Origin of the sequence: Pleomorphomonas sp. JP5 (genome assembly GCF_023721815.1) — a bacterium.
GTDB lineage: Bacteria > Pseudomonadota > Alphaproteobacteria > Rhizobiales > Pleomorphomonadaceae > Pleomorphomonas.
This window is the reverse complement of the sequence record NZ_JAMDLI010000002.1, coordinates 157,185-180,230: the sequence shown is the minus strand read 5'-3', so window position 1 is coordinate 180,230 and position 23,046 is coordinate 157,185. Positions and strand designations below refer to the sequence as shown.

At 64.1% G+C, this 23,046-nt stretch carries 25 protein-coding genes; 15 read left to right on the top strand and 10 right to left on the bottom strand.

Annotated elements, in window-relative coordinates; all coding sequences use genetic code 11:
* Positions 1 to 165: 165 nt before the first annotated feature.
* The 3 genes from M4J40_RS02700 to M4J40_RS02690 are packed head-to-tail and all read left to right on the top strand — an operon-like array spanning position 166 to position 2,979.
* A complete protein-coding gene (locus M4J40_RS02700) occupies positions 166 to 1,035 on the top strand; it encodes a carbohydrate ABC transporter permease (protein ID WP_251751907.1) in 870 nt (289 codons plus the stop codon).
* Positions 1,032 to 1,865 carry a carbohydrate ABC transporter permease gene (locus M4J40_RS02695; RefSeq protein ID WP_251751906.1) on the top strand — a complete coding sequence of 278 codons (834 nt, stop codon included), beginning with the start codon at positions 1,032 to 1,034 and terminating at the stop codon, positions 1,863 to 1,865. Before M4J40_RS02700 ends, M4J40_RS02695 begins: the two co-directional genes overlap by 4 nt.
* A 40-nt stretch (positions 1,866 to 1,905) precedes the next feature.
* On the top strand, positions 1,906 to 2,979 hold the full coding sequence (locus M4J40_RS02690; protein ID WP_251751905.1) for an ABC transporter ATP-binding protein: 1,074 nt from the start codon (positions 1,906 to 1,908) through the stop codon (positions 2,977 to 2,979).
* A 13-nt stretch (positions 2,980 to 2,992) separates the two neighbouring features.
* Here M4J40_RS02690 and M4J40_RS02685 read toward each other — a convergent pair whose 3' ends face one another.
* Positions 2,993 to 3,574 (bottom strand): cytochrome b, encoded by a 582-nt coding sequence (locus tag M4J40_RS02685; protein WP_251751904.1) that lies wholly within the window; start codon positions 3,572 to 3,574, stop codon positions 2,993 to 2,995.
* Between the two features lie 264 nt (positions 3,575 to 3,838).
* Here M4J40_RS02685 and M4J40_RS02680 point away from each other — a divergent pair, with 264 nt between their 5' ends.
* The gene (locus M4J40_RS02680; protein ID WP_251751902.1) at positions 3,839 to 4,111 is read left to right on the top strand and encodes a DUF3329 domain-containing protein; all 273 of its coding nucleotides are present in this window, start codon (positions 3,839 to 3,841) and stop codon (positions 4,109 to 4,111) included.
* Between the two features lie 71 nt (positions 4,112 to 4,182).
* Complete coding sequence (gene msrB / locus M4J40_RS02675) at positions 4,183 to 4,587, top strand: peptide-methionine (R)-S-oxide reductase MsrB (RefSeq protein WP_251751901.1); 405 nt, start codon at positions 4,183 to 4,185, stop codon at positions 4,585 to 4,587.
* A gap of 106 nt (positions 4,588 to 4,693) precedes the next feature.
* Here msrB and ppa read toward each other — a convergent pair whose 3' ends face one another.
* From ppa to M4J40_RS02645, 6 genes are all read right to left on the bottom strand, one after another.
* A complete protein-coding gene (gene ppa, locus M4J40_RS02670) occupies positions 4,694 to 5,233 on the bottom strand; it encodes an inorganic diphosphatase (protein WP_251751900.1) in 540 nt (179 codons plus the stop codon).
* Between the two features lie 106 nt (positions 5,234 to 5,339).
* Positions 5,340 to 5,861, bottom strand: a complete 522-nt coding sequence (locus tag M4J40_RS02665) for a GNAT family N-acetyltransferase (protein WP_251751899.1) — start codon at positions 5,859 to 5,861, stop codon at positions 5,340 to 5,342.
* 674 nt (positions 5,862 to 6,535) lie between these two features.
* Positions 6,536 to 8,074, bottom strand: a complete 1,539-nt coding sequence (locus tag M4J40_RS02660; protein ID WP_251751898.1) for a L,D-transpeptidase family protein — start codon at positions 8,072 to 8,074, stop codon at positions 6,536 to 6,538.
* Positions 8,075 to 8,338: 264 nt separating this feature from the next.
* Positions 8,339 to 9,298 (bottom strand): acetyl-CoA carboxylase carboxyltransferase subunit alpha, encoded by a 960-nt coding sequence (locus tag M4J40_RS02655; RefSeq protein ID WP_251751897.1) that lies wholly within the window; start codon positions 9,296 to 9,298, stop codon positions 8,339 to 8,341.
* 159 nt (positions 9,299 to 9,457) lie between these two features.
* On the bottom strand, positions 9,458 to 10,393 hold the full coding sequence (locus M4J40_RS02650; RefSeq protein ID WP_251751896.1) for a site-specific tyrosine recombinase XerD: 936 nt from the start codon (positions 10,391 to 10,393) through the stop codon (positions 9,458 to 9,460).
* Positions 10,390 to 10,632 (bottom strand): hypothetical protein, encoded by a 243-nt coding sequence (locus M4J40_RS02645; RefSeq protein ID WP_251751895.1) that lies wholly within the window; start codon positions 10,630 to 10,632, stop codon positions 10,390 to 10,392. Before M4J40_RS02645 ends, M4J40_RS02650 begins: the two co-directional genes overlap by 4 nt.
* Positions 10,633 to 10,719: 87 nt before the next feature.
* On the opposite strand from M4J40_RS02645, the gene M4J40_RS02640 reads away from it, so the two are divergent.
* From M4J40_RS02640 to M4J40_RS02630, 3 genes are read left to right on the top strand one after another with little or no spacing between them, the layout of a single operon-like run.
* Entirely contained in the window at positions 10,720 to 11,352 is a 633-nt protein-coding gene (locus tag M4J40_RS02640; protein WP_251751894.1) for a shikimate kinase, read from the top strand.
* A 34-nt stretch (positions 11,353 to 11,386) separates the two neighbouring features.
* Positions 11,387 to 12,526 carry a 3-dehydroquinate synthase gene (aroB, locus tag M4J40_RS02635; RefSeq protein ID WP_405030711.1) on the top strand — a complete coding sequence of 380 codons (1,140 nt, stop codon included), beginning with the start codon at positions 11,387 to 11,389 and terminating at the stop codon, positions 12,524 to 12,526.
* Positions 12,526 to 13,821: an HlyC/CorC family transporter gene (locus M4J40_RS02630; RefSeq protein ID WP_251751890.1), complete on the top strand. Its 1,296-nt coding sequence runs from the start codon at positions 12,526 to 12,528 to the stop codon at positions 13,819 to 13,821. The genes aroB and M4J40_RS02630 overlap by 1 nt, the downstream gene beginning before the upstream one ends.
* A gap of 16 nt (positions 13,822 to 13,837) precedes the next feature.
* On the opposite strand, the gene M4J40_RS02625 is transcribed toward M4J40_RS02630, so the two are convergent.
* A complete protein-coding gene (locus M4J40_RS02625; RefSeq protein ID WP_311134058.1) occupies positions 13,838 to 14,128 on the bottom strand; it encodes a BolA family protein in 291 nt (96 codons plus the stop codon).
* Positions 14,129 to 14,239: 111 nt separating this feature from the next.
* On the opposite strand from M4J40_RS02625, the gene M4J40_RS02620 reads away from it, so the two are divergent.
* The 6 genes from M4J40_RS02620 to M4J40_RS02595 all read left to right on the top strand — a co-directional run bounded on the left by M4J40_RS02620 (position 14,240) and on the right by M4J40_RS02595 (position 20,215).
* The gene (locus M4J40_RS02620) at positions 14,240 to 14,863 is read left to right on the top strand and encodes a J domain-containing protein (RefSeq protein WP_251751888.1); all 624 of its coding nucleotides are present in this window, start codon (positions 14,240 to 14,242) and stop codon (positions 14,861 to 14,863) included.
* Positions 14,864 to 14,929: 66 nt separating this feature from the next.
* Positions 14,930 to 15,913, top strand: a complete 984-nt coding sequence (gene cobS, locus M4J40_RS02615; protein ID WP_251751886.1) for a cobaltochelatase subunit CobS — start codon at positions 14,930 to 14,932, stop codon at positions 15,911 to 15,913.
* Positions 15,914 to 15,920: 7 nt separating this feature from the next.
* Positions 15,921 to 16,280 carry a GFA family protein gene (locus tag M4J40_RS02610; RefSeq protein WP_251751884.1) on the top strand — a complete coding sequence of 120 codons (360 nt, stop codon included), beginning with the start codon at positions 15,921 to 15,923 and terminating at the stop codon, positions 16,278 to 16,280.
* Positions 16,281 to 16,290: 10 nt separating this feature from the next.
* The gene (gene cobT, locus M4J40_RS02605) at positions 16,291 to 18,207 is read left to right on the top strand and encodes a cobaltochelatase subunit CobT (protein ID WP_251752159.1); all 1,917 of its coding nucleotides are present in this window, start codon (positions 16,291 to 16,293) and stop codon (positions 18,205 to 18,207) included.
* A gap of 26 nt (positions 18,208 to 18,233) precedes the next feature.
* The gene (locus M4J40_RS02600) at positions 18,234 to 19,223 is read left to right on the top strand and encodes an esterase-like activity of phytase family protein (protein WP_251751883.1); all 990 of its coding nucleotides are present in this window, start codon (positions 18,234 to 18,236) and stop codon (positions 19,221 to 19,223) included.
* Positions 19,220 to 20,215 carry a small ribosomal subunit Rsm22 family protein gene (locus M4J40_RS02595; protein WP_251751881.1) on the top strand — a complete coding sequence of 332 codons (996 nt, stop codon included), beginning with the start codon at positions 19,220 to 19,222 and terminating at the stop codon, positions 20,213 to 20,215. Before M4J40_RS02600 ends, M4J40_RS02595 begins: the two co-directional genes overlap by 4 nt.
* Before the next feature lie 5 nt (positions 20,216 to 20,220).
* Here M4J40_RS02595 and M4J40_RS02590 read toward each other — a convergent pair whose 3' ends face one another.
* Complete coding sequence (locus M4J40_RS02590) at positions 20,221 to 20,766, bottom strand: queuosine precursor transporter (protein WP_251751880.1); 546 nt, start codon at positions 20,764 to 20,766, stop codon at positions 20,221 to 20,223.
* Positions 20,767 to 20,935: 169 nt separating this feature from the next.
* Positions 20,936 to 21,232 (bottom strand): 50S ribosomal protein L28, encoded by a 297-nt coding sequence (gene rpmB, locus M4J40_RS02585; RefSeq protein WP_251751878.1) that lies wholly within the window; start codon positions 21,230 to 21,232, stop codon positions 20,936 to 20,938.
* A gap of 432 nt (positions 21,233 to 21,664) precedes the next feature.
* On the opposite strand from rpmB, the gene M4J40_RS02580 reads away from it, so the two are divergent.
* Positions 21,665 to 22,510: a DUF3108 domain-containing protein gene (locus tag M4J40_RS02580; protein WP_251751875.1), complete on the top strand. Its 846-nt coding sequence runs from the start codon at positions 21,665 to 21,667 to the stop codon at positions 22,508 to 22,510.
* Positions 22,511 to 23,046 lie beyond the last annotated feature (536 nt).

Genomic DNA, 23,046 nt, shown 5'->3' with positions numbered 1-23,046 from the left:
ATCTGGACGGTGGCGGCCTGACCGCCACTGTTCCAACCCCGGCGGATTGCGGTAAACTCGATAACTGAGCCAGCAGCGCCGCACCGCCGTTCCGCACGCCGGTCTCCCCCCGACCGGCGTGCGGTACCTTTCCGCCGTCGCCGATCTTTCGAGGACGAGACCCGTATGCCACGGACTTCCCGTTTCGAGGGGCGCCTTCTGATCGCCCCGCTCACGGTCTTTCTCATCGCCCTTCTCGGGTTCCCGCTCGTTCTCGACATCATCTATTCGATCTCCCGCGTCGGCTTCGAGAACATTCGCGCGCCGGAACCGATCGGCTTTTCCAACTACGCCAAGGCCATCGCCGATCCGGAGTTCTGGGCCGCGGCCTGGTTCTCCCTGCGCTTCGGGTTGATCGTTTCCGTCATCCAGGTGGTGGCTGGCCTCGGGCTTGCGGTGTTTCTGGCGCCGTTGTTTGCAAAACGGCCCTGGCTGATCGCCTTGCTGATGCTGCCGATGATGGTGGCGCCGGCGTTGGTCGGCCTGATGTACCGGTTGATCCTGCACGAGTTCGTCGGTGCGGTGCCCTACTATCTTCTCGAATGGTATGGCGACTTCCCGGCCTTCCTGGGTCGAGACTGGGCCTTCACGACGCTGGTGGTCGTGGAGACTCTGCAATGGACGCCCTTCGCGCTCTTGATCCTGCACTCGTCCTACGCGGCGATCTCGCCGGATGTCCGAGAGGCGGCGGCTCTGGACGGGGCTCGCGGGCGGCGACTGTTCTTCAACATCGACCTTCCCTTGATGATGCCGGCCATCGGGATCACCTTCTTCATCCGCTTCATCGACAGCTTTCGCGTGTTCGACAACCTCTACACCCTGGTCGGGCCAGGTGCTGGCGGTTCGACGACCTCGATGAGCATCTACATCTATCAGGCCTTCTTCAAGGTCGGTGACATCGGTCTCGCCGTCGCCGCCTCGATGCTGCTGCTCGTGGCATCCTTCGTGGTGCTCTGGTTGATCAACGGCCTCACCGCCAGAAAGGCGCCGCTATGAGGAAGCCCCTCGTCAACGCCCTGCGATGGCTGGTGTTCATCGCCGCCGTGGTGATCCTGAACTTCCCCGTGATCGCGACGCTGGTCACCTCGCTGAAGAGCGAGGCGGAGATCATGACCAATGCTTCGCTGATAATCGAGGCGCCGACGCTCGACAACTACGCGGCCGTCTTCGCCATGGCCGACCGTTTCGATATCCTGCATTTCCTGACGAACAGCCTTGTCGCCTCGCTGATCGGTTCGGCGTTGGCGATTGCTCTGGCCTTCCCCGCCGCCTACGCCATGGCGCGGTTCGGCGTGGGGCGCAGCTGGCTGTTGCCGCTCGCCGTCAATCTCCGTGCCGTGCCGCTGATCATCTTCGCCATCCCCATCTACCTGATGTACCAGCAAGTGGGGTTGCTCGACACCCGCTTCGGCCTGGCGCTGATCCTCTGCTTGGTCAATGTGCCGCTCGTTCTGGTGCTGTTCGCCTCGTCGATCGCCGATCTGCCGCTGGAGATCGAGGAGGCCGGCCGCGTCGACGGAGCCGGCACGTTGCGGCTCCTCGTCTATGTCGTGGCGCCGATGTCACTCAATGTCGTCGCCGCCTCTTCGGTCCTGGCCTTCATCTATTCGTGGAACGAGTTCCTGTTCGGCCTGATGCTGACAACCAACAGCGCAACGCCGGTGTCGGTCGGCGCCTCGTTCTTCTTCGCCGCCTCCGGTGGCGGCGTACGTTGGGGCGTGGCGGCGGCCGTCATGATCCTGGCGACGCTGCCGCCGCTCATCCTCGGTCTTCTGATGTATCGCCAGATCGGCCGGTCGATGACCGCCGGCGCCGTCAAGGGCTGATTCCAACGCTTTACCGCCTCGAGATATCCGGGAAACGACCATGGCCGAGATCGAGTTCAAGTCCGTTGCCAAGTCCTTCGGCAAGGTTGGTGTGATCGCCGGCCTCGACCTCAAGGTCGATGATGGCGAGTTCATCGTCTTCGTCGGGCCGTCCGGCTGCGGCAAGTCTACCGCGCTCCGGATGATTGCCGGTCTCGAGGAAACCACGTCGGGCGATATTCGGATCGGCGGTCGCTCGGTAACCGGGCTTGCGCCGTCGGACCGAAACGTCGCCATGGTGTTCCAGAGCTACGCGCTTTATCCGCACATGACGGTCGCCGGCAACATCGGCTTTCCATTGAAGATGGCGGGGCGGTCCGCCGCAGAGATCGCCCAGCGGGTGAAGGAAGCGGCCGACATTCTCGACCTTGGTCCCTATCTTGGCCGCCGGCCGGCCCAGCTCTCCGGCGGACAGCGCCAGCGCGTCGCCCTGGGGCGGGCGATCGTCCGGCACCCCGAGGTGTTTCTGTTCGACGAGCCCCTGTCGAACCTCGACGCCGATCTTCGGGTATCGATGCGTGGCGAGATCATGCAGCTTCGCGAGCGTATCCGCGCGACCATGATCTACGTGACACACGACCAGACCGAAGCGATGACCATGGGGGACCGGATTGCCGTCTTCGCGCCACTCAAGGATGGCCACACCCACAACCTGATGCAGGTCGGGACGCCGGAAGAGCTTTACGAGCGGCCGGCCAACCTGTTCGTCGCCCGCTTCCTTGGATCACCGAAGATGAACCTGATCGAGGTCGCCGAAGGGCAGACTCCCGCCTTCGGTGCCCTCGATCTTGGAGCGCGCCCGGCCGATCACGGTGGAGCACTTCTTCTCGGCGTCCGGCCGGAGGACATTCGCATTGCCGATGCCAGTGAGCCTGGGCTCGCCGGTCGCATTCGCCTGGTCGAGGCCCTCGGCGCCGAGTATTATGTGCATGTCGAAACGGCGGCCGGGGAGCTTATCGCTCGCGTCATGGACAAGCGGCTTCGCCCCACGTCCGGCGACGCCGTCGCCCTGCAGCCGGCGCCCGGCGCGTTCCACCTCTTCGACAAGACGACGGGCCATCGCATCGCCCCGTGAGCGGCAATGACGGCTACTCCGCTCCACCGATCGGGGCTGGGCGCCCGCGCACCATGCGCGTCAGGGTATCCTGGCGCCAGAGGTAGGTATGGGCGAGAGCCATGGCGATATGGCCGAGCGTCAGGGCGAGCAACGCCCAGCCGAGAAGGCCATGTACGGCATTGGCCGGAGCCATCAGCTCGGGAATCCGCTCGCCGCCACCGGCAAACACCTCGATGCCGAAAGCCGAAAAGCCGCGACCGCTGCCATAGGCCCTGAGAACGGCCACCGTCGGCACGGCCAACATCAAGAGATAAAGGGCGAGGTGTCCCAGGCGAGCGGCAACGCCAAGAAACCCGGCGGCATGGCGTGGTCGGTTGCCAAGGTTGACGAGCGCCCAGACGCCGCGCAGGACGACGGCGATCAGTAGCAGGAAGCCGACCGACATGTGCCAGGACCAGAAAAAGCGGGCCGCCGGCATTTCGCGGTCGACGGCGTGAAGTATGACTGAAAGAAACTGCCAGGCGAACAGCGCTGCCATCAGCCAGTGCAGGGCGCGGCTGATCGCGCCGTAGCCTTCAGGGTGGTCGAAGAGCGTCGATTGATCCTTCGTCAAGGCGGGTCTCCCGTCATCCGGTGGAATGGACTGGTTGATTAGGTGATTATGCGTAGATGATCGGTTTTTGCCAGTGCGAATGCGAGAAGAAGTCGATCAGGATGCCGTGTCGGGGCTCAAAACCCCGTGAGTGGAACAGCCGACGTGGGGGAGGGATCGGGCGAGGCCCCGAGGTTGCCTCGCTCCGCGCCATCCACTAAGTTCCGGGCGTTCCGGGGATTGGGCGCCTTGACGAAGGCTGACCGGCCGGTGGCGGGAGGACGGATGAAGCGCGTTTCCGATCTAAATCACCCTTTCTATCGTCCTCTTTGGCGGCGTGTTCTGCTGGTGGCGGTAACCGGAGCCTGGGCTTGCTACGAGAATTTCGTGGTCAAGGACCCGATGTGGATGGTGTTGACCGCCGGTGTCTTCGTTTATGCCGCCTGGGTTTTCCTGATCAAATGGGTGGATCCGGAGGACAAGCCGGCGGAAACCGTCGCGAGCGATGGTGAGCCGAGCGTGGGGGCGGAAAGCGACGAGAACGTCGACCGCAACTGACTTGCGATCTATGTTAAGGGTTCCCACGTAGAAGGCGGCATTGTCGCCGAGACCGTTTACGGGAGCCCGCCATGACCGTCGAGACCTTCCCCATCACGCGCACCGACGAGGAGTGGCAGCGCCTGCTCACCCCGGAGCAGTATCGCGTCATGCGCGGTCATGGCACCGAGGCGCCTGGCAGTTGCGCGTTGCTTCACGAGAAGCGGCGGGGCGTGTTCCATTGTGCCGGCTGCGACACGCCTCTGTTCGCCTCGAATGACAAGTTCGAGAGCGGCACCGGCTGGCCGAGCTTCAACGAGCCGGAGCCTGGCTCTGTCGAAACGTCCGTCGATCGCAGTCATTTCATGGTGCGGACCGAGGTGCATTGCGCCCATTGCGGGTCGCACCTCGGTCATGTCTTCGACGATGGTCCGCCGCCGTCCGGTCTGCGCTACTGCATCAACGGCGTAGCGCTGGTCTTCCATCCGAGCGAGTAACGGGCCGAGCGAGTAACGGGCCGAGCGAGTAACGGGAGCGGAAACGCCGGCGGGTCAGGCCGAAACCCGCTTGAGCCGGACGAGTCCAGATCAAGCGGGAGGGGCGTCAGGCGTCGCCCTTGGCCTTGGCGCTGGCTATGGCTGCCATGATCAGTTCGGCAGCCTCGTCCACGCCGCCCCAGCCGATCACCTTCACCCACTTGCCCGGCTCCAGATCCTTGTAGTGCTCGAAGAAATGCTCGATCTGGTGAACCGTGATCTCGGGCAGGTCGTCGACCGTCTTGATCTTGGAATAGCGGGTCGTCAGCTTGTTTGAGGGGACGGCGATGATCTTCTCATCGTGGCCGCTCTCGTCCTGCATCTTGAGCACGCCGATCGGACGGCAGTTCATGATGGCGCCGGGAACGATGGCGCGGGTGTTGACCACCATGACGTCGATGGGATCGCCATCGTCGGACAGGGTGTGCGGCACGAAGCCGTAGTTGCCCGGGTAATGCATCGCCGTGTAGAGGAAGCGGTCGACGTACATGGCACCGGCTGCCTTGTCCATCTCGTACTTGATCGGCTCACCTCCGAGCGGCACCTCGATGATGACGTTGATGTCCTCGGGCGGGTTGTTGCCGATGGGAACGGCGTCGATGCGCATGATTAATCCTTGAAAAGAAACAAAGTCGAGAGCACGTGTTTATCCGTAATGGTGGGGCGAAAGCAAGGCGAAGAGAACGCGTAGGAGGCGGGAAACTGCCCGATTTTCAGCCTCGCCCGACCGGTGGCCAGGCATAGACGACGACCGGCACGAGACGACCGGCGATCTTCTCGCTCGAACCGACCACTTCCTGACCGCCGAGCCTTTCATAGAAGCCGACGCCAACGGCGTTGGCCGCGAGGACGCGGACGACCAGACCGTCGAGATGCATGTCGGCAAGGGCCGCTCTCGCTTCTTCGAACAGCCTTCTCCCCAGGCCGATGCCGTGCATGTCGGGATGAAGATAAAGCTCGTAGACCTCGCCCTGGAAAGGAAGCGCACGCATGCGGCTTGGCCCAAGGGTCGCGTAGCCGACAACGCGGCCTTCCACCTTCACCACCAACATGGCGACGTTGCGCGAGATGGCTTTGGCCCACCAGTGAGGCCCCCGCCGTTCGATCATCCGCTCGAGCTCGACACCGTCGAGAAGTCCTCGATAGGCGTAGCGCCAAGCGGCATCGTGGACGGCCGCGATGTCTGCGGCATCCTCTATGGCGGCGCGCTGGACGTCGATCGAAAGGGTGCTCATGAAGGCAGCTTAACTCGGTCCCATTGGGAGCGGAAGACCAAAACGGCAGCTCCCGAAGCGCCGCCGTTCACCGCGCCTGGCGATACTCGCCATGTAACTGACGAGATGTTTCGTCCCAGCATGTGATGATGAAGCTTTGTCGCTCTCACATTCTGGGCGCCATGGGCCAAGTTTTCGCCGACCGGTTTTGGCGCGGATGGAGTTGCTGTTGGCAGCGGTGTCGCATCATCCACGACTTCCTCATTCAGAAGCCTGGAATCATGACATCCAAAAGTGGCCTAGCAGACGTTTCGTTTGCCGCCCAGAACACCGAACGCCGCTGTCCGAGGCGCCGCAACATGTGCAGAAGGCTGCGGGAAGCTGGCGGCAAGCTCATCAATCGCGACGCTGTGCTGGGTCAACAAAGAACAAGACGCACTTCCCATCGTGTCGCCCGACTAGGCTTATGGGGTGTGTCGTCTCTCCGTCATCCGTAGATATTTCTACAAAAATACCGTCATCTTCAAAGGTGTCTAGCTCTCTCTTTAGTTGAGCTATCGTTTTTCCTCGGAGCTCCCAGCAGATGCTCTCCATGCCGATGCCTTTAGATGGTCTTCCACAATTGCATTGCCGCCTGGAACCTCGCCGTTTCCATTCTTTCTTGGTGTCAGTTGAAGGCGGGCCATTTCTTCGCGCTAGAACCAGTTTCCGATGCGATCGAGAATGTTCTTGTCCTGCTCGCTTGGCGTCGCTGCTACGGCCGGGCAAGGCGGCGTGCCGGCCGGCACTACTGCGCCGGGCATCGCACAGACCGGCTGCGCGGCCGGCTGTGGAGTGATCGCAGCCGGCTGGTCGACGTTTGCGGGGCGCGGGGGCACCGGCACGACAGGCGCCGTTGGCGCGCTCGGCTTGGATGGGGCGACGACGGGAGACGTTGGCGCCGGAAGCGGGCCGGGGTCGGCGGTGGCTACCGGCGTGGTGGGCGCGGCGGGCACCGTCTCGCTCTTGTCGCTGCCGGTCATGAACGAGAACAGGCGGGAGATGGCGCCGGCACGCTCCTGCTCGACGGGGTCCGCCATCGCTACGGCGTGAATCCGTGGTCCGCGCGGATCGGCTATCGGAACCGGCGCGCCGGTCGGCGGAACGATCACCGGTCCCACCGTGATCCCGGCCTCCGGGTTGGGTTCGGCGCCGAACAGGCGGGCGATTGCGCTCGGATTGCGCTCGGCCTCGATGCGAGCCGCCTCGGCGTCGGCCCGCGCCTTTTCAGCATCGGCCTTTCGCTTCTCGGCGGCGAGCGCCACCTGGATGCGCTTGTCCTCCTCGGCCTTGCGCTCTTCCTCCAGTTTGGCGAACAGCACCTCTGCCTCGGCGTAATCGGCCTTGGCTCTCGTCTGGAGCGAGGCGACGAGTTCCTTGGGTTGTCCCAGATCGGCGGGGCAGGCGGCGACGGTGTCGAGCGGCTGGGCGGGATTGGCGTTGAACACGTACTTGCGGCCGCAGACGTCCACCTTCGGCTCTTTGTGGGTCATCTCGAAGGTGTCGTAGCCCTCCTTGAGCATCTTCCAGAAGGGCATGTTGGGGTCGTTCCAGTGCTTGGCCATGTTCTTGCCGTTCAGACGGAACGGGAAAGCCTGCAGCTGGAACGTCCTCTGGCCGCCGCGAAAAGCCTCGCGGGCCAGGGCATAGATTTCCTGGATCTGCGGGTCGGTCATGGCGTAGCAGCCGCGAGACGAGCAGGAACCATGTACCATCAGCGCCGAACCGGTGCGATTGTTGGCCCGGTCGTAGGCGTTGGGGAAGCCGGTGTTGAAGGCCAGATACCAGTCCGACTTGGGATTCATCAGGCCGGGAGAAATGTTGTAGAAGCCCTCCGGCGCTTGCCGGTCGCCCTCCCTGACCTTCGGCCCGAGATTGCCGGACCAACGGCAGATATCATAGCTCTTGAGCAGCTCGTAGCGGCCGCTCGCATTCATTTTCCAGACCTCGAACTTGCTCTCTTCCTTGAAGATGCGCATCAGCACAGGGGAAGACAGCTTCATGTTGAGCTTTTTCATGAGCTCAATCGTCTTCGCCGATACCGGCCGCTGGTCCTTGGGGCCATAGCCATAGCCGATTTCATCGGCCTGACAGGCGGCAAGGAGAACGACAAGACCAAGAGCGCCGGCAAGCCGAGCAAGGCGACCGGTTATCGAGATGCCAGGAGAGGGCTGGTTCGGGCGGAACGACGTCATGCTCTCCGTTTCACTCATGGATACCGCGGCACCGAACGGGTGCTGGCGGGGAGTGTCCGGCCATCCCCCGGGGCGCCGAACAGCATATCATGAAGCGATCCTCGATGGTCATGGTTACCGAATGGTTACCGTCGCATCAAGGTCGAGATGGCGCGCCGAATGAGCTGCGCATCCGTTTGCCGGGGGGTACCGGCTCTCACGTTTCCAATGGAAACGTGAGAAATTCATGGCAAAGCGCCGGAAAAATCAAGGGCGAGCCCGATTTCAGATCTTGAGGTCGCGGCCGATCGCCAGGAACTTGCGGCGACGGTCGGCTCGAATCTCGTCTCGGCTCTTTCCGTCGAAGGTGGCGAAAGCAGCCTCGATGACGCTGCCGACCGCTTCGACCACGCGGTCGGGCTCCCGATGAGCGCCACCGATCGGCTCGTCGATGATGCCGTCGATGATGCCGAAACGTGCGAGATCCTGGGCGGTGATGCGCATGTTCATCGCCGCGTCCTGCGCTTTGGCCGAGTCCTTCCAGAGAATGGAAGCGGCGCCTTCAGGCGAGATCACGGAATAGATGGAATGCTCAAGCATGAACACGCGGTTGGCCGTGGCAATGGCAATGGCGCCGCCGGAACCGCCTTCGCCGATCACGACCGAGACGATCGGCACGCCGATCCGAAGGCAAACCTGTGTCGAGCGGGCGATGGCCTCGGCCTGGCCGCGCTCCTCGGCGCCGATGCCGGGATAGGCGCCAGCGGTGTCAACCAGCGAGATCAAGGGGAGATTGAAGCGGTCGGCCAGTTCCATGATCCGGATGGCCTTGCGATAGCCTTCCGGCCGCGCCATGCCGAAGTTGTGGCGGATGCGCGTCTGCGTGTCGTGGCCCTTCTCCTGGCCGATCACGGCGACGGGGCGGCCCCGGAAGCTGCCAAGGCCGGCCAGGATCGCGGCGTCCTCTCCAAAGTTCCTGTCGCCGGCCAGCGGCGTCCAGTCGGTAATCAGCTGTTCGATGTAGCGGACGGCATGCGGCCGGTCGGGATGACGGGCGACCAGCGCTTTCTGCCAGGGCGTGAGGCGCGCATAGATGTCGGCCAGCGCCTGGGCGGCGCTCGTCTCGAGTTTGGCGATGTCGTCGTCGATGGAAAGGGCAGATCCGCCGTCGGCCAGGGCTTTCAGCTCCTGAACCTTGCCCTCAAGGTCGGCGATGGGTTTCTCAAAGTCGAGATAGCTTCTCATCCGGCTCTCTTCATGGTGCCCCGGCCGCCGTCTTGATCCCCAGGGACAACCAAAGGTGCGGCGACCGCGAACACTTGGCTTCCGATCGTCGCCTTGTCAACGCCAATCGCCGCAAATGCAGGCAATTCTGTGACCATCTCCGTGCCAATACCAAGGGCATTATCGCTCTGACAGTGGATGATGATCGGCAACGAGTGCGGCAAGGCGGTGCTCCAGAACATGGGTGTAGATCTCGGTCGTGCCGATGTCGGCGTGGCCGAGCAGTTCCTGGACGATGCGGAGATCGGCGCCGTTTTGCAGCAGGTGACTGGCAAAGGCGTGGCGCAAGACATGCGGCGACACCTTCTCCGGCGCGATACCCAGCCGGGCGGCGGCGTCCTTCAGTTCGCGTGCGAAACTCTGGCGCGTCACATGGCCGGTCTCTGAGTTGGCCGGGAACAGGAACGGGCTGCCAACGTGACGCCCACTCGCCTTCAGAAGGCTGCGATAGGAAAGGACGGCGGCACGCGCCGTGTCACCGATCGGCACCAACCGATCCTTGGCGCCCTTGCCGCGCACGGTGATGGCCGAGGTGGTTTCGCGAATGGCGCCGGCCGGAAGCGAAACGAGCTCGGAGACGCGCAGTCCGGACGCATAAAGCGTTTCCAGCATGGCCCAGAAGCGGCTTCGGCGCAGCGCTTCGGCGTTGTCCTCGACAGGCTCGGCGGCCGTGGCCGCGGTCGCGTCCATCAGTCGCCCGACCTCGTCGATGGAGAGCACCTTGGGCAGCGGGCGACGCGTACGCGGACGGTCCACCCGAGTCGTGGGGTCGTCGGCGCGTCGCCCTTCGGCGTAGAGAAACTTGTGCAACTGACGAACGGCGGACAGGCGGCGGGCCTGGGTGGAGGCCGCGTAGCCTTCGGTGGCGAGCCCGGCAACGAAATCCTCGACATCCTCCGTCGCCGCGTCGAGAAGGCCGCGTCCTCGACCGGAGAGAAAGCCGACATAGAGGTCGAGGTCGGCTCGGTAGGCGGCGAGCGTATTGTCCGAGGCTGCGTTCTCTATGCTTGTCGCCTCGAGATAGGTCTCGACCAGTGTGGCGTTGCTGATGCTCATGGCGCGTCGGAAGGCGGATTTGTCGGGGCGTCACCAACCGAACCGGTGATGGCCGGATCCGGTGTCGGAGCGGCCGGGGGCGGCGACAGCGGCCGCGCATCCGACAGCACGGAAGGATCGATCGGGACGGTAAAGGTCCGTGGTTCCGGCGCGACCAGATAGGCCAGAGCCAGCACCGCTGTCGTGGCGATGGCGGCCAGAAGGAGGAGGTAGCCGAGAAAGCGTGTGATGGTCGGCATGATTCCGCTCGGGGGTGCGGTCCGGCAAGATCGCTCGGCAGCGCTAACAGCTTGACAGATGCGCCGCCCCAACCCATGAGACTTCTCATGACCGACGTCAAGACCAGCCGCAGCCGCGATCCCGACGCCGCCCATCGGCGCGCCAGCGTCAATGCGCGTATTGTCGAACTGCTCGGCGGTCGCTCGGTGGTGCTGGTGGGCATGATGGGAGCCGGCAAGACGTCGGTGGGCAAGCGCCTGGCCGGTCGCCTTGGCCTTACCTTCATCGACGCCGACACTGCGATCGAGGAGGCCGCCAAGAAGACGGTATCCGAGATCTTCGCCGAGCACGGCGAGGACTATTTCCGCCAGGGCGAACGGCGCGTGATCGCACGCCTGCTGCGCGAGCCGCGCAAGATCATTGCCACAGGCGGTGGCGCCTTCATGAACCCGGAGACCCGGGCGGCAATCCGGAGTGCCGGCATATCGATCTGGCTGAGGGCCGACTGGGAACTGCTCTTTGAGCGGGTCCGTCGCCGGCCGACGCGGCCGCTTCTGCAGACGGCAGATCCCGAGGGGACGCTGAGGGCGCTCGTGGATGCGCGCTATCCGGTCTATGCGGAGGCGGACCTTACCGTCCAGTCGGTCGACGTGCCGCACGAAGCGATGGTTGACGCCGTGGTCTCCGCGCTGGAAACCTGGCTCGTCGAAGACGCGAAACGAGAACGGAAGGCGCCGTGACGGCGCCGGGGGCCGGAAGCGGCGGGGGATGACAATGACGGTTGAAGGGGAAACGGATGGCATCGTCAAGGTGCCCGTGTCGCTCGGAGAGCGGTCCTACGACATCCTGATCGGCGAGGGACTTGTCGCCGATGCCGGGAAGTGGTTTCGCGCCGTCCTGCCGAAGGCGCGCGCCTGCATCATCACCGATTCCAACGTGTCGGGCCGTCATCTCGTCGCTTTCGAGAAGTCGCTGAGACGGGCCGGCGTCACCGCGAGCGCCGTCGTCATTCCAGCCGGCGAGGCCTCCAAGTGCTTCGACGTGTTCGAGCAGGTGGTCGACCAGGTGGTTGGCGGACGCTATGAGCGCGGCGACGCGGTGGTGGCGCTGGGTGGCGGTGTGGTCGGCGATCTCGCCGGTTTCGTGGCAGGCGTCGTCCGGCGTGGCATGCGCTTCGTACAGGTGCCCACAACGCTTCTCTCGCAAGTGGACTCGTCGGTTGGCGGCAAGACCGGCATCAACAGCCGGCATGGCAAGAATCTCGTGGGCGTGTTCCACCAGCCCGATCTCGTCCTGGCGGACACCAACGTGCTCGACACGTTGCCCGAGCGCGAGTTCCGCGCCGGTTATGCCGAGGTGGTGAAATACGGCCTGATCGACAACGCCGCCTTCTTCGCCTCTCTCGAGAAGAACTGGCGCGACGTGTTCGCCGGTGGCGCGGCGCGGACCGAGGCGATCGCCGTTTCCTGTCGCTCCAAGGCGGCCATCGTCGCTCGCGACGAACGCGAGACGGGCGACCGCGCCTTGCTCAATCTCGGTCACACCTTCGGTCACGCCATCGAGACGGCGGCTGGCTACAGCGGCGCCGTGGTTCACGGCGAGGCCGTGGCGCTGGGTATGGTGCTCGCCCATGATTTCTCGGTTCGGCTCAACCAGATGTCGGCGGACGATGCCGGGCGAATCCACGCCCATCTCGCCGAGGTCGGGTTGCCGACCAAGCTGTCCGACATTCCCGGTGGGCCGCCGTCGGTCTCCACCTTCATGGAGCTTATCGGGCAGGACAAGAAGGTGCAGAACGGCTCCCTCACCTTTATTCTGAGCCGTGGCATCGGCGACGCGTTCATTGCCAAGGACGTGCCGGCCGAGGCGGTGCGCACCTTCCTGGCTGACAGGCTTGGCGAGGGGCAGGCCTGATGGACGGACGGGGCGGGGCGCTGGTAGATCTCGTGTTTGCCGGCGTGCCAGTCGCCCTGTTCGTGGTCATCACCGTGATCCTGTCGGCGGCCGGATCGGCTCTGCTCGCCTCCAACCGCACCAAGCTGCATCACATGGAGCGGCTCGGTGACCGCCGCATCAAGCGCCTCGTCGAACTGACCGCCGAGCGGGCGCGGGCGGTGTCGGCCATCCGTCTGGCGCGCCAAGTGTCGACCGTGGCGCTGACCGTCTTCGCGACGCGGGCGGTTCTGGCCTTCGAGGCCGATCCCGTGCGTCTTTCCGTCTGGGCGGTCGGCGGCATTGTCCTTGCCATTCTGCTCGATGCCGTGCCGCGCGTCGTAGTCTCGCTCAGGCCGGAGCGCTCGGCTCTCCTCCTCCTACCGGCCATCGAAGCGTCGGCGCGTATGCTGGAACCCCTCATCGCCGGCATCGAGAAGGCGGTGATAACCCCCGTGCGGTTCGTCAGAAAGGCGCCGCGCGAGGCAGCCTGGACGGCGCATGAGGAAATCCGCGAGGCGGTCGACCTCCTGCATCGGGAGGGCGAGGTGGTCAAGGACGACCGCGACATGGTTGGCGGCGTGCTCGACCTCAGCGAGTTGCCGCTGTCGGATATCATGGTGCATCGCACGAAGATGCGCACCTTCGATATCGACATGCCGGTCGGCGATCTCATGAAGGCGCTGATTTCCAGCCCGTTCACGCGCCATCCGTTGTGGCGCGACGAGCCGGACAACATCGTCGGCGTGCTGCACTCCAAGGAGCTCATGCGCGCCATCGACCGGGTTGATGGCGACAGTGCCAGGGTCTGCGTCGAGACGCTGATGACGCCGCCCTGGTTCGTGCCGGATACGACGCTGGCCGCCGACCAGCTCAGGGCCTTTCTCAAGCGCAAGGTCCACCTGGCTCTGGTGGTCGACGAGTATGGCGACGTGCAGGGGCTCGTCACTCTGGAGGATATCCTTGAGGAGATCGTCGGCGAGATCGCCGACGAGCAGGACGTGGTGGTGCAGGGTGTCCGCCCCTATCCCGATGGCTCGGCCTCGGTGGACGGGGCGGTGCCGATCCGCGACCTGAACCGGATGATGGACTGGCGCCTGCCGGACGACGAGGCGACGACCATTGCCGGTCTCGTCATTCACGAGGCGAGAATGATCCCCGACCCCGGCCAGTCTTTCACCTTCCACGGTTTTCGCTTTCGCGTGTTGCGACGACAGAGAAATCGCATCACGGCGCTCAAGGTCAGCCCGGTCGAGGAGGCGTTCCGCGCCGAGTGATGTGTCCGGCGCGAGATTACTCCCCTGGCGCGCGAGCGCTGACGGAAAGAGCATGTAGTCCCGAGTCGAACTCCGCCTTCAGGGCGTCCATGACGAGACGCTGACGGGCGAGGCGGGTCTTGCCCTCAAAGGCGGCGGATACCACTTCTACGGCGAAATGGGTCTCGCCGCCCTCGCGCCAGCCGCCGTGTCCGCGGTGGCGCTCGCTGTCATCGATCACGTTCAGGCGTGACGGTGCCAGCTCGGCGAGGAGCGCCGCCTCGATGCGGCTCTTGCGGTCGGAAGCGGGCGGGGTCATCGAAGCCATCAGGCATCCTCGTCGGTTGGCGGGGGCAAAGCAATCAAGTATCTGGCGACCACCCGAGGCGATTGTCAACGCCTTGCCGGCTCGGCTTCCAGTGACCATAATCGGTGGATCATGGATTCCTATTCCAAGCTCTTCGACAAACTCCGGATCAAGCCGGACAAGGAAAGCGTCGCCCGCGACCAGTTCCCTCCTTGCGAGTGGGACGGCTGCGAGAGCGCGGGCGCCTATCGCGCGCCGAAGGGGCGCGGTCGCGAGGGGCAGTATCACCACTTCTGCCTGGAGCACGTGCAGCTCTACAACAAGTCCTACAACTATTTTTCCGGCATGGGCGACGACGACGTCATCGCCTTCCAGAAGGATGCGCTGACCGGTCATCGTCCGACCTGGACGGTCTCGGTCAATCGCTGGGGACAGACCGACCCCAACGCCGGCCATCGCAGCCGGCCGGCCGAGCCGACCTACAACGATCCCTTCGGCGTCTTCCATGGTTCGCGGGCCGGCGGCACGCGGACGGAGCCCGAGGAGCCGCGGCGACGCGTGTCGCCCATGACGCAGCGCGCTTTCGAAACGTTGCATCTCGAGGTCGGCGTCTCCAAGGAGGAGATCAAGGCGCAGTACAAGGTCATGGTCAAACGCCACCATCCCGACGCCAACGGCGGCGATCGGTCTTCAGAGGAACGGTTGCGAGAGATCATCCAAGCCTATAATTACTTGAAGACCGCCGGTTTCTGTTGACCGGCCATTTTTTCCCGATTTGACGGAGCGACTTTCTCCCTCCGCTTGGTCGCTCCAGGAGGTCTCATGGTTCAGCAGACGTATGACGCGCCGTTGCCCGATGTTCGGGTTTCGGTCCGCGAGGTGTTCGGTATCGACACCGATATCGAAGTGCCCGCCTATTCCAAAGCAACCGAGCACGTTCCCGATCTTGATCCGGATTACCTGTTCGACCGAGCCACCACGCTCGCGATCCTGGCCGGCTTCGCCCACAATCGCCGTGTGATGGTGTCGGGCTATCATGGTACCGGCAAGTCGACGCATATCGAGCAGGTGGCCGCCAGGCTCAACTGGCCGCTGGTGCGCGTCAATCTCGACAGCCATATCAGCCGTATCGATCTTGTCGGCAAGGACGCCATCGTTCTGCGTGACGGCAAGCAGATCACCGAGTTCCGCGACGGCATTCTTCCCTGGGCGTTGCAGAACAACGTCGCGCTGGTCTTCGACGAGTACGACGCCGGCCGCCCGGACGTGATGTTCGTCATTCAGCGCGTGCTCGAAGTGGCGGGCAAGCTGACCCTGCTCGACCAGAACCGCGTTATCCGGCCGCATCCGGCCTTCCGCCTGTTCGCAACGGCCAACACGATCGGCCTTGGCGATACGTCGGGCCTTTATCACGGCACGCAGCAGATCAACCAGGGCCAGATGGACCGCTGGTCGATCGTGACCACGCTCAACTACCTGCCGCACGACCACGAGGTTGGCATCATCGCCGCCAAGGCCAAGTCGTTCTCCGGTTCGGAAGGTCGCGATACGCTGTCCAAGATGGTCCGCGTCGCCGACATGACGCGCTCGGCCTTCATCAACGGCGACATTTCGACGGTGATGAGCCCGCGAACGGTGCTGACCTGGGCCGAGAATGCCTCGATCTTCGGTGACGTCGGCTTTGCCTTCCGTCTCACGTTCCTCAACAAGTGCGACGAGACCGAGCGGGTGCAGGTGGCCGAGTTCTACCAGCGCTGTTTCGGCAAGGAACTGCCGGAGAGCGCGGCAAACATGGTGCTCACCTGAGGGAGCGATGGCCAGCAAGCGGAGCTACAGCGGCAGCTGCCAGTGCGGCAACATAAGGTTCTCGGCCGAGCTCGTGCTTGCCGAGCTGGTCGCATGCAACTGCTCCCGCTGCCGCCGCGTTGGTCATCTCCTCGCCTATCTGCCGGAAAGCGATTTCCAGGTGACGGTCGGTGAGGCCGGTGTATCCGAATACCGCTTCCATACGGGACGGATCGCCCATCGCTTCTGCCCGATTTGCGGCATCCAGCCTTACGCCGCCGGTACCGCGCCGGACGGTACGCCTTCCATCGCCGTCAATGCCCGCTGCCTCGACGGGGTCGACCTCGACACCCTGCCGATCAAGCGCTGCGACGGAGCTTCCTACTAGGGAACGGAGCATCGTGTCCTCCTCCAACCAGCCCAAAGGCAAGGAAATCGTCATCGAGCCGCTCAAGAAAGCGGTGACGACGGCGATGCGGGCGATCTCTGGCGATGGCGAGCTGGAAGTGGTGTTTGCCGCCGACCGGCCGTCGCTCAACGGCCACAAGGCGCGCGTTCCCGACCCGCCGCGCCGGCCGACCGCCTTCGACGTCGCCGTTACCCGTGGCGCCGGCGATGCGCTGGCCTTGCGCCTTGCCTGCCACAACGAGGCGGTGCATCGCACCTTCGTGCCGGAAGGACCGCGCGCCAAGGCAGTGTTCGAGGCGATGGAGCAGGCGCGCTGCGAGGCGCTTGGCGCTCGCGTCATGCCCGGCGTTGCCGGCAACCTCGCCGCCATGCTGGAGGAGCGTTACTTGCGCGCCAACCTTCAGCACATCGAAAGCCGTGATGACGCGCCGCTGTCCGAGGCGGTGGCGCTGATGGTGCGCGAGAAGCTGACGGGCGCGCCGCCGCCCAAGAGCGCCCAGGCGTTGATGGATGCCTGGCGGGATTTCATCGAGGAACGGGCCGGTGACGATCTGGCCGACCTCGCCGATGCCATCTCCAGCCAGCAGGCCTTCGCTCGCGTGACGCGCAACCTGCTCGTCAACCTTGAAATGGGGGACGAGCTCGGCAGCGACCCCGAGCAGAACGAGAATCAGGACGGAGAGCAGCAGGAGGCCGAGGACAGTCAGGCCTCGGCCGAACCCGCCGACGATGCCGACGCCGACCAGACGGCGGCGCGTGAGCGCGAAGTGGCCGGCGAGGACCAGGAGAGCTCGGAAGGCGACGCCGAATCGGAGATGTCCGACGATCCTGGCGACTTCGACGAAGAGGACGATTCAAGCGATCCCGGCGAGGCCAAGCGGCCGGAGTTGCCGTTCACCAACCAGCCGCCCGTCAGCGATTACAAGGTGTTCACGGGCAAGTTCGACGAAGTGACCCGGCCTGAGGACGTCTGCGATGGCGCCGAGCTCGATCGGCTGCGCGGGCTTCTCGACAAGCAGCTCGTCAATTTCGCCGGTGTTGTCGCAAGGCTGGCCAACCGGCTGCAGCGTCGCCTGATGGCCCAGCAGAATCGTTCCTGGGACTTCGATATCGAGGAAGGCGTCCTCGATACGGCGCGCATCACACGCGTCGTCACCGATCCCCTGGCGCCGTTGGCCTTCAAGATGGAGCGCGACACCGATTTCCGCGATACGGTGGTGACGCTGCTGATCGACAACTCGGGCTCGATGCGCGGCCGGCCGATCACGGTCGCGGCGGCTTGCGCCGACATTCTCGCCCGGACGCTGGAGCGGTGCGGCGTCAAGGTCGAGATCCTCGGCTTCACCACCAAGGCCTGGAAGGGCGGGCAGGCGCGCGAAGCCTGGCTCGCCGCCGGCAAGCCGGCCGGTCCGGGGCGGCTCAACGATTTGCGTCACATTGTCTACAAGCCGGCCGATGCCCCATGGCGCAGGGCGCGGCGCAATCTCGGCCTGATGATGCGCGAGGGGCTCCTCAAGGAGAACATCGATGGCGAGGCGCTCGATTGGGCGCATCAGCGCTTGCTCGCCCGTTCGGAGAATCGTCGTATCCTGATGATGATCTCAGACGGTGCGCCGGTCGATGACTCGACGCTGTCGGTCAATCCCGGCAACTATCTCGAACGCCACCTGCGCTACGTCATCGAGGAGATCGAGGAGCGTTCGCCGGTTGAACTGATCGCCATCGGCATCGGTCATGACGTGACGCGCTTCTACAAGCGTGCCGTGACCATCGTCGACGTCGAGGAGCTGGCGGGCGCCATGACCGACCAGTTGGCGGCGTTGTTCGAGGAGCAGCCGACGCAGAAGGCGATCCGGGCCGGCAACAAGCCGAGGCCCAGGCGCATCTCGACGCTGGGGCTTTCATGAGGAACGGGCGGGGACTCTTCCCCGCCATGCTTGGTCTGTTCCTGTTGGCGGCCGACGCATCGGGCGCCGATATTGCGACGCATGTTATCGCGCGGCCGATTGCCGGGTTCTCGGTATCCTATCCTTCCCAGGTTCGCTTCGGAGGTCTCGACTATGTCGGCGGTTTTGAAGTTCGCGCCGACCGGCGGGAAGTCGGGGGGCTGTCCGGTCTGGTGATCGGCGACGGCGGTCGGCGCTTTCTCGCGCTCAGCGACGATGGGCTCATGGTTCGGGCGACGATCGAGCGTGACCCTCATGGTCGGCCGATCGGTCTGTCGTCGGCCTCGATCCGAAGGTTGCGGACCACCAAGGGGACACTGTCTCGCGCCAAGTCCGCCTCCGATACCGAGTCGCTCGACGTCTATCCCGGCGATGGTGGCCGACCGTTTGGTGTCGTTTCCTTCGAGGGGCGGCCGACGGTGATGACGGGGCCTATGGATGCCGACGGTTTCGTCGGGCCGATGACGGCCGTCGCTCTGCCGAAAGACACTCGGCTGCTCCAGGCCAACCGTGGTTTTGAATCGGTCGCTGCGTTGCCGGCCAGCAGCGGTCTTGGCGGGCGTTTCGTCGTTCTCGCGGAGGCTGCCGAGCGGGGCGCCAAGACCGCCGATCCACCGGGTTGGGTCATCGGCGGCAAGGCGCCTTATGCCTTTCGGATCCGTCGGGTCGACGGTTACGACCTGACCGACGCCAAGGTCGGCCCGGATGGTCGCCTCTATGTCCTCGAACGTAGCTTTTCCTTCCTCTCGGGCATACGCTGCCGCATCCGCGTCTTCTCCCTCTCCGACATTCGGCCGGGCGTTGTCATTGATGGTGAGACGCTTCTGGAGGCGAGCATGTCGGAGCAGATCGACAACATGGAGGGGCTGGCGATCTGGAAGACCGGCGGCGAGACAAGGATATCCCTTATCTCCGACGACAATCGCGCTTTCTTGCAGCGGACGCTCTATCTAGAGTTCCGCCTTCGATCGCCATGAGCGATCGGCGCCTTCCACCGGCCCTCGCAGCGGCCGTGGCCGAGCGCGTCCGGCCCGAGCGGCTTGGAGAGGCGGCCGCGCGGCTATCGGCCGGCTATCGCGCCAACCTCCCGTCTCGACAGGCCGTCCCAGACGCCGCCGGTGTCGCCGCCTACGCGGCAAGCCGCATGCCTGCCACCTACGCGGCGGTTACGGCTGCGTTCGACCGTCTCGCGGCGGCGCGACCAGTTTTTGAGCCGAGGACGGTCCTCGACCTTGGCGCTGGACCGGGGACCGCGAGCTGGGCCGCCGTGGCTCTGTGGCCGACGATCTCCTCGCTGACCATGGTTGAGGCCAGTGCCGACTTTCGCGCGCTTGCGGGCGATCTGGCCCTTGGTGGACCTCCGGCGCTCAGGCAAGCCGATATTCGCCGAGGCGACATGGTCCAGCTTGCCGGTCTTCCGGAGGGGAACTTCGATCTTGCCGTCGTTGCCTATGCCTTGACGGAGCTCGAGCTTGCGGCGGCCGAACGGCTCGTGGTCGATCTGATCGCTCGGGTTGGGCGAATCGTGATCGTCGAGCCGGGCACGCCGCGCGATCACGACCGGCTGATGGTGGTGCGGGGGGCAGCTCTTGCCGCCGGCACTCGCATCCTTGCGCCCTGTCCGCATGCCGGCCCCTGTCCACTGCCTCCGGGGGACTGGTGTCACACGTCGGTGAGGGTCGAGCGAAGCCGTGCTCATATGCGCCTCAAGGGCGGTACGGTGCCTTTCGAGGACGAGCGCTACGCTTATCTTGTCCTGGAATCGCCCTCGTTGGCCGGAACCGAAGACGAGAACGGCGGCCGCATTCTGCGACCGCCGCGTCTTTCCAAGCACGAGATCGTCTTCAGTGTCTGTCGCGCCGACGGTACGGTGGGCGAGGTCGGCATCGCCAGCCGGAACCGGGCCGCCTACAAGGCGGCCGGCAAGCTCGGCTGGGGCGATTTTCTTTCCAATGATGACCTGAACTGAAAGGATCAGCTGCGGATCGGCTGGTAGGGCTTCACCCAGTTCATCAGGCTGGCGTAGGGCAGAAGCGAGGCCATGGCCACCAGCATCTTCACCGAGAAATCGCCGAGCGCCCACGTGGTCCAGGGCAAGCCGGAGCCGGCGAAGGCGATGGAGAAGAAGATGGCCGTGTCAACCGCCGAACCGATCGACGAGGACACCAGCGGAGCGCGCCACCAGGAGCCGGCGCGCAGCCGGTTGAAGAGGGTGACGTCGAGAAGCTGGGCGCAGAGGAAGGCGGAGCCGGAGGCAAGCGCGATGCGCGGCTCGGACAGCCAGATCGACAGGACAACAGCGATGGCGAAGCCGACATAGACGACGCGGCGGGTTTTCTGCGGTCCGAACCAGCGGTTGGTGAGGTCCGTCACCAGGAAGGCGAAGGGATAGGTAAAGGCACCCCAGGTGAGGAGGTCGCCGAGCCCAAGGGGCGTGAAGGGGTACTGGACGAGAATATTGGATGCGACGACGGTAGCGACCATCGCCAGCACCGAGGGGGTGAGGCGTCTATCGAACATTCCAGAAGTTCTCCGGCAGAACAGACCAGGCTTTTGGAGCTATGAAACGAGACCCGACCGCGAGGTCGTGATTTCGCGCGACATGTACCACTTATGGCACACATAAATAAAGCCGCGAGGCCGTTTCCGGCATCGCGGCTGAACTTCATGACCTTTCGCCCCGAAAGGCTCAGGCGGCAGCGGCCTCGGCGGCCTTCTTGGCGATCTGCTTCTTGATCAGCCGGGCGCGCGGCGACAGCTCGTCGTCACCGGCCTTGGCGAGATAGGCATCAAGGCCGCCGCGATGCTCGACCGAACGCAGGGCGTTGGCGGAGATGCGCAGGCGCACCGACTGGCCGAGCGTGTCCGACAGGAGCGTCACAGCCAGGAGGTTCGGCAGGAAGCGCCGCTTGGTCTTGTTATTGGCGTGGCTGACGTTATTACCCGTCAGAACGGCCTTGCCGGTAAGTTCGCAGCGCCGGGCCATCGGGATACCCTCTTTTTCTGTTGGCGCGGGATCGAGGCCTTTTTGGCCGCTCCTCGCGATGAAATAAGCCAAGGCGCCGCTTGCATCTTGCCGACGGCGCCGTTTCAAGTCGCGTTCCTATAGTCGGTCGGCATTGGCTCCGTCAACCCCGGAAGCGAGGGGAAGCCGGCAAAAAAAGCTGTTGGCTGCCGGCAGGGGACGGGCGGATGTCTGCCGATTTTCCCAAGGGAGGGATAACGAGGCTTTCGTCGCGTTAACCATCCGGTTACCATGACAGTCGATCATTCGGCTGAGAGTGATCGGCCGAAGGGTCTCCGGTCTCTCGCCGGCTGGTGCGTCGCCCGCCGTGTAGTTCTTCCAGACGTCGTTCCGGTCGCTCGGCGGCGACCGAGGGGTGAGGACGGGGTGCCGTCCGCAAACGGAGGTTCCGTGGTGGTTCGTGTCGAAACTCTGCCGCGTCGTTTGAAAGGCGTCATGGCCACGACGGCCTTTGTCGCAGCGCTGTCCGTCGTGCTGCCTTCGGGCGCGGCCGTCGCGCGCGAGGGGGAAGTGCAGGCGCTCTACTCAGCCTCCTTCATGGGGATAGGCATCGCAAAGGGCTCCTTGTCGATCAAGGTGGATCGCGGCGCCTATGCTGCCAAGCTGCATATCTCGACCGCCGGGCTCGCTCGCATCGTCAGCTCCGAGGAGAGCTTCGTCGATGCCAAGGGCTATGTCGGTCGCTCCCTGGTGCCGTCCACCTATGAGCTGATGAGCCGTGGCGATACGGTCACGCAGGTGTCCATGTCGCTTGGCGGCGGCAATGTCCGCAGCCTCAGGGCCATTCCCGAGCTCATCGAGCGAGAGGACAGGGTGCCCGTGACATCGGCGGCCAAGCGCCGCGTGGTCGATCCGTTGTCGGCAGCCATCCTGCCGGTCGTTCGCGACGACAAGGATGTCTGCGACCGTACGCTGCCGGTGTTCGATGGCTGGACGCGCTACGACATCAAGCTGAGCTACACCAGCACCGATGCGGTGGATATCCCGGGCTACAAGGGAGATGCCGTCCATTGTTCGGCGCGTTGGGTGCCGGTGGCCGGTCATCGCGAGGGAACCAAGTCCACCGAATATATGCGTGATAACCGCGACCTCGACGTCTGGTTCGTGCCGATGGCTGAGGGACGGGTGATGGTGCCGAGCAAGATTTCGGTGAAGACCATGCGCGGTATGCTTCTGGTCGTTGCAACCCAATTCGGCGAGAATGCCAAGCTCGGCAAGGTGGAGCAGGCCTCCAACTGAACCGCAATCGTCCAGCACGATGGAAATAAGGGCGCCCTCCGGGGCGCTTTTTTATTGTCGGCGTCGTGATGGCGGGTATCGATAGTCTCAATTCGACACAGATACGTTAACGCTTCGGTGACCGGCGCACGCGATAAGGTCGGCGATGGCTGGACATCTAGTGGCTTTGGTCGAGGCGAGTGGAATATCTGGTTGGAGCAAAACAAGAACATTGGCCTGTCAGCGATTCGCTCCGTGTTCGTTCTCGCTCTGTTGAAATGGTTAATGTCTCTGGTGCTCTACTTCTGCTTGTCAGTATTATTTGTTAACCATGATTTCGCTTTCGAGTCTTTGTGCTCGCTTGGTCTTGACATCGATTCCGGCCGTGAGTCGAACGATTCATCGGCAAGAGTCTCTGGATTCAACATAGCGCGGCGAAGACTCTGGCTTCCTCCATATCTTGTAGGGAACGAATGCAGAATCTCTTTGAAATAGCGATTCGCCCCGCATCTGTTCTTGTTTGATTCCGTTTCTCGTTCGGTGCCATGCTTCCGCCG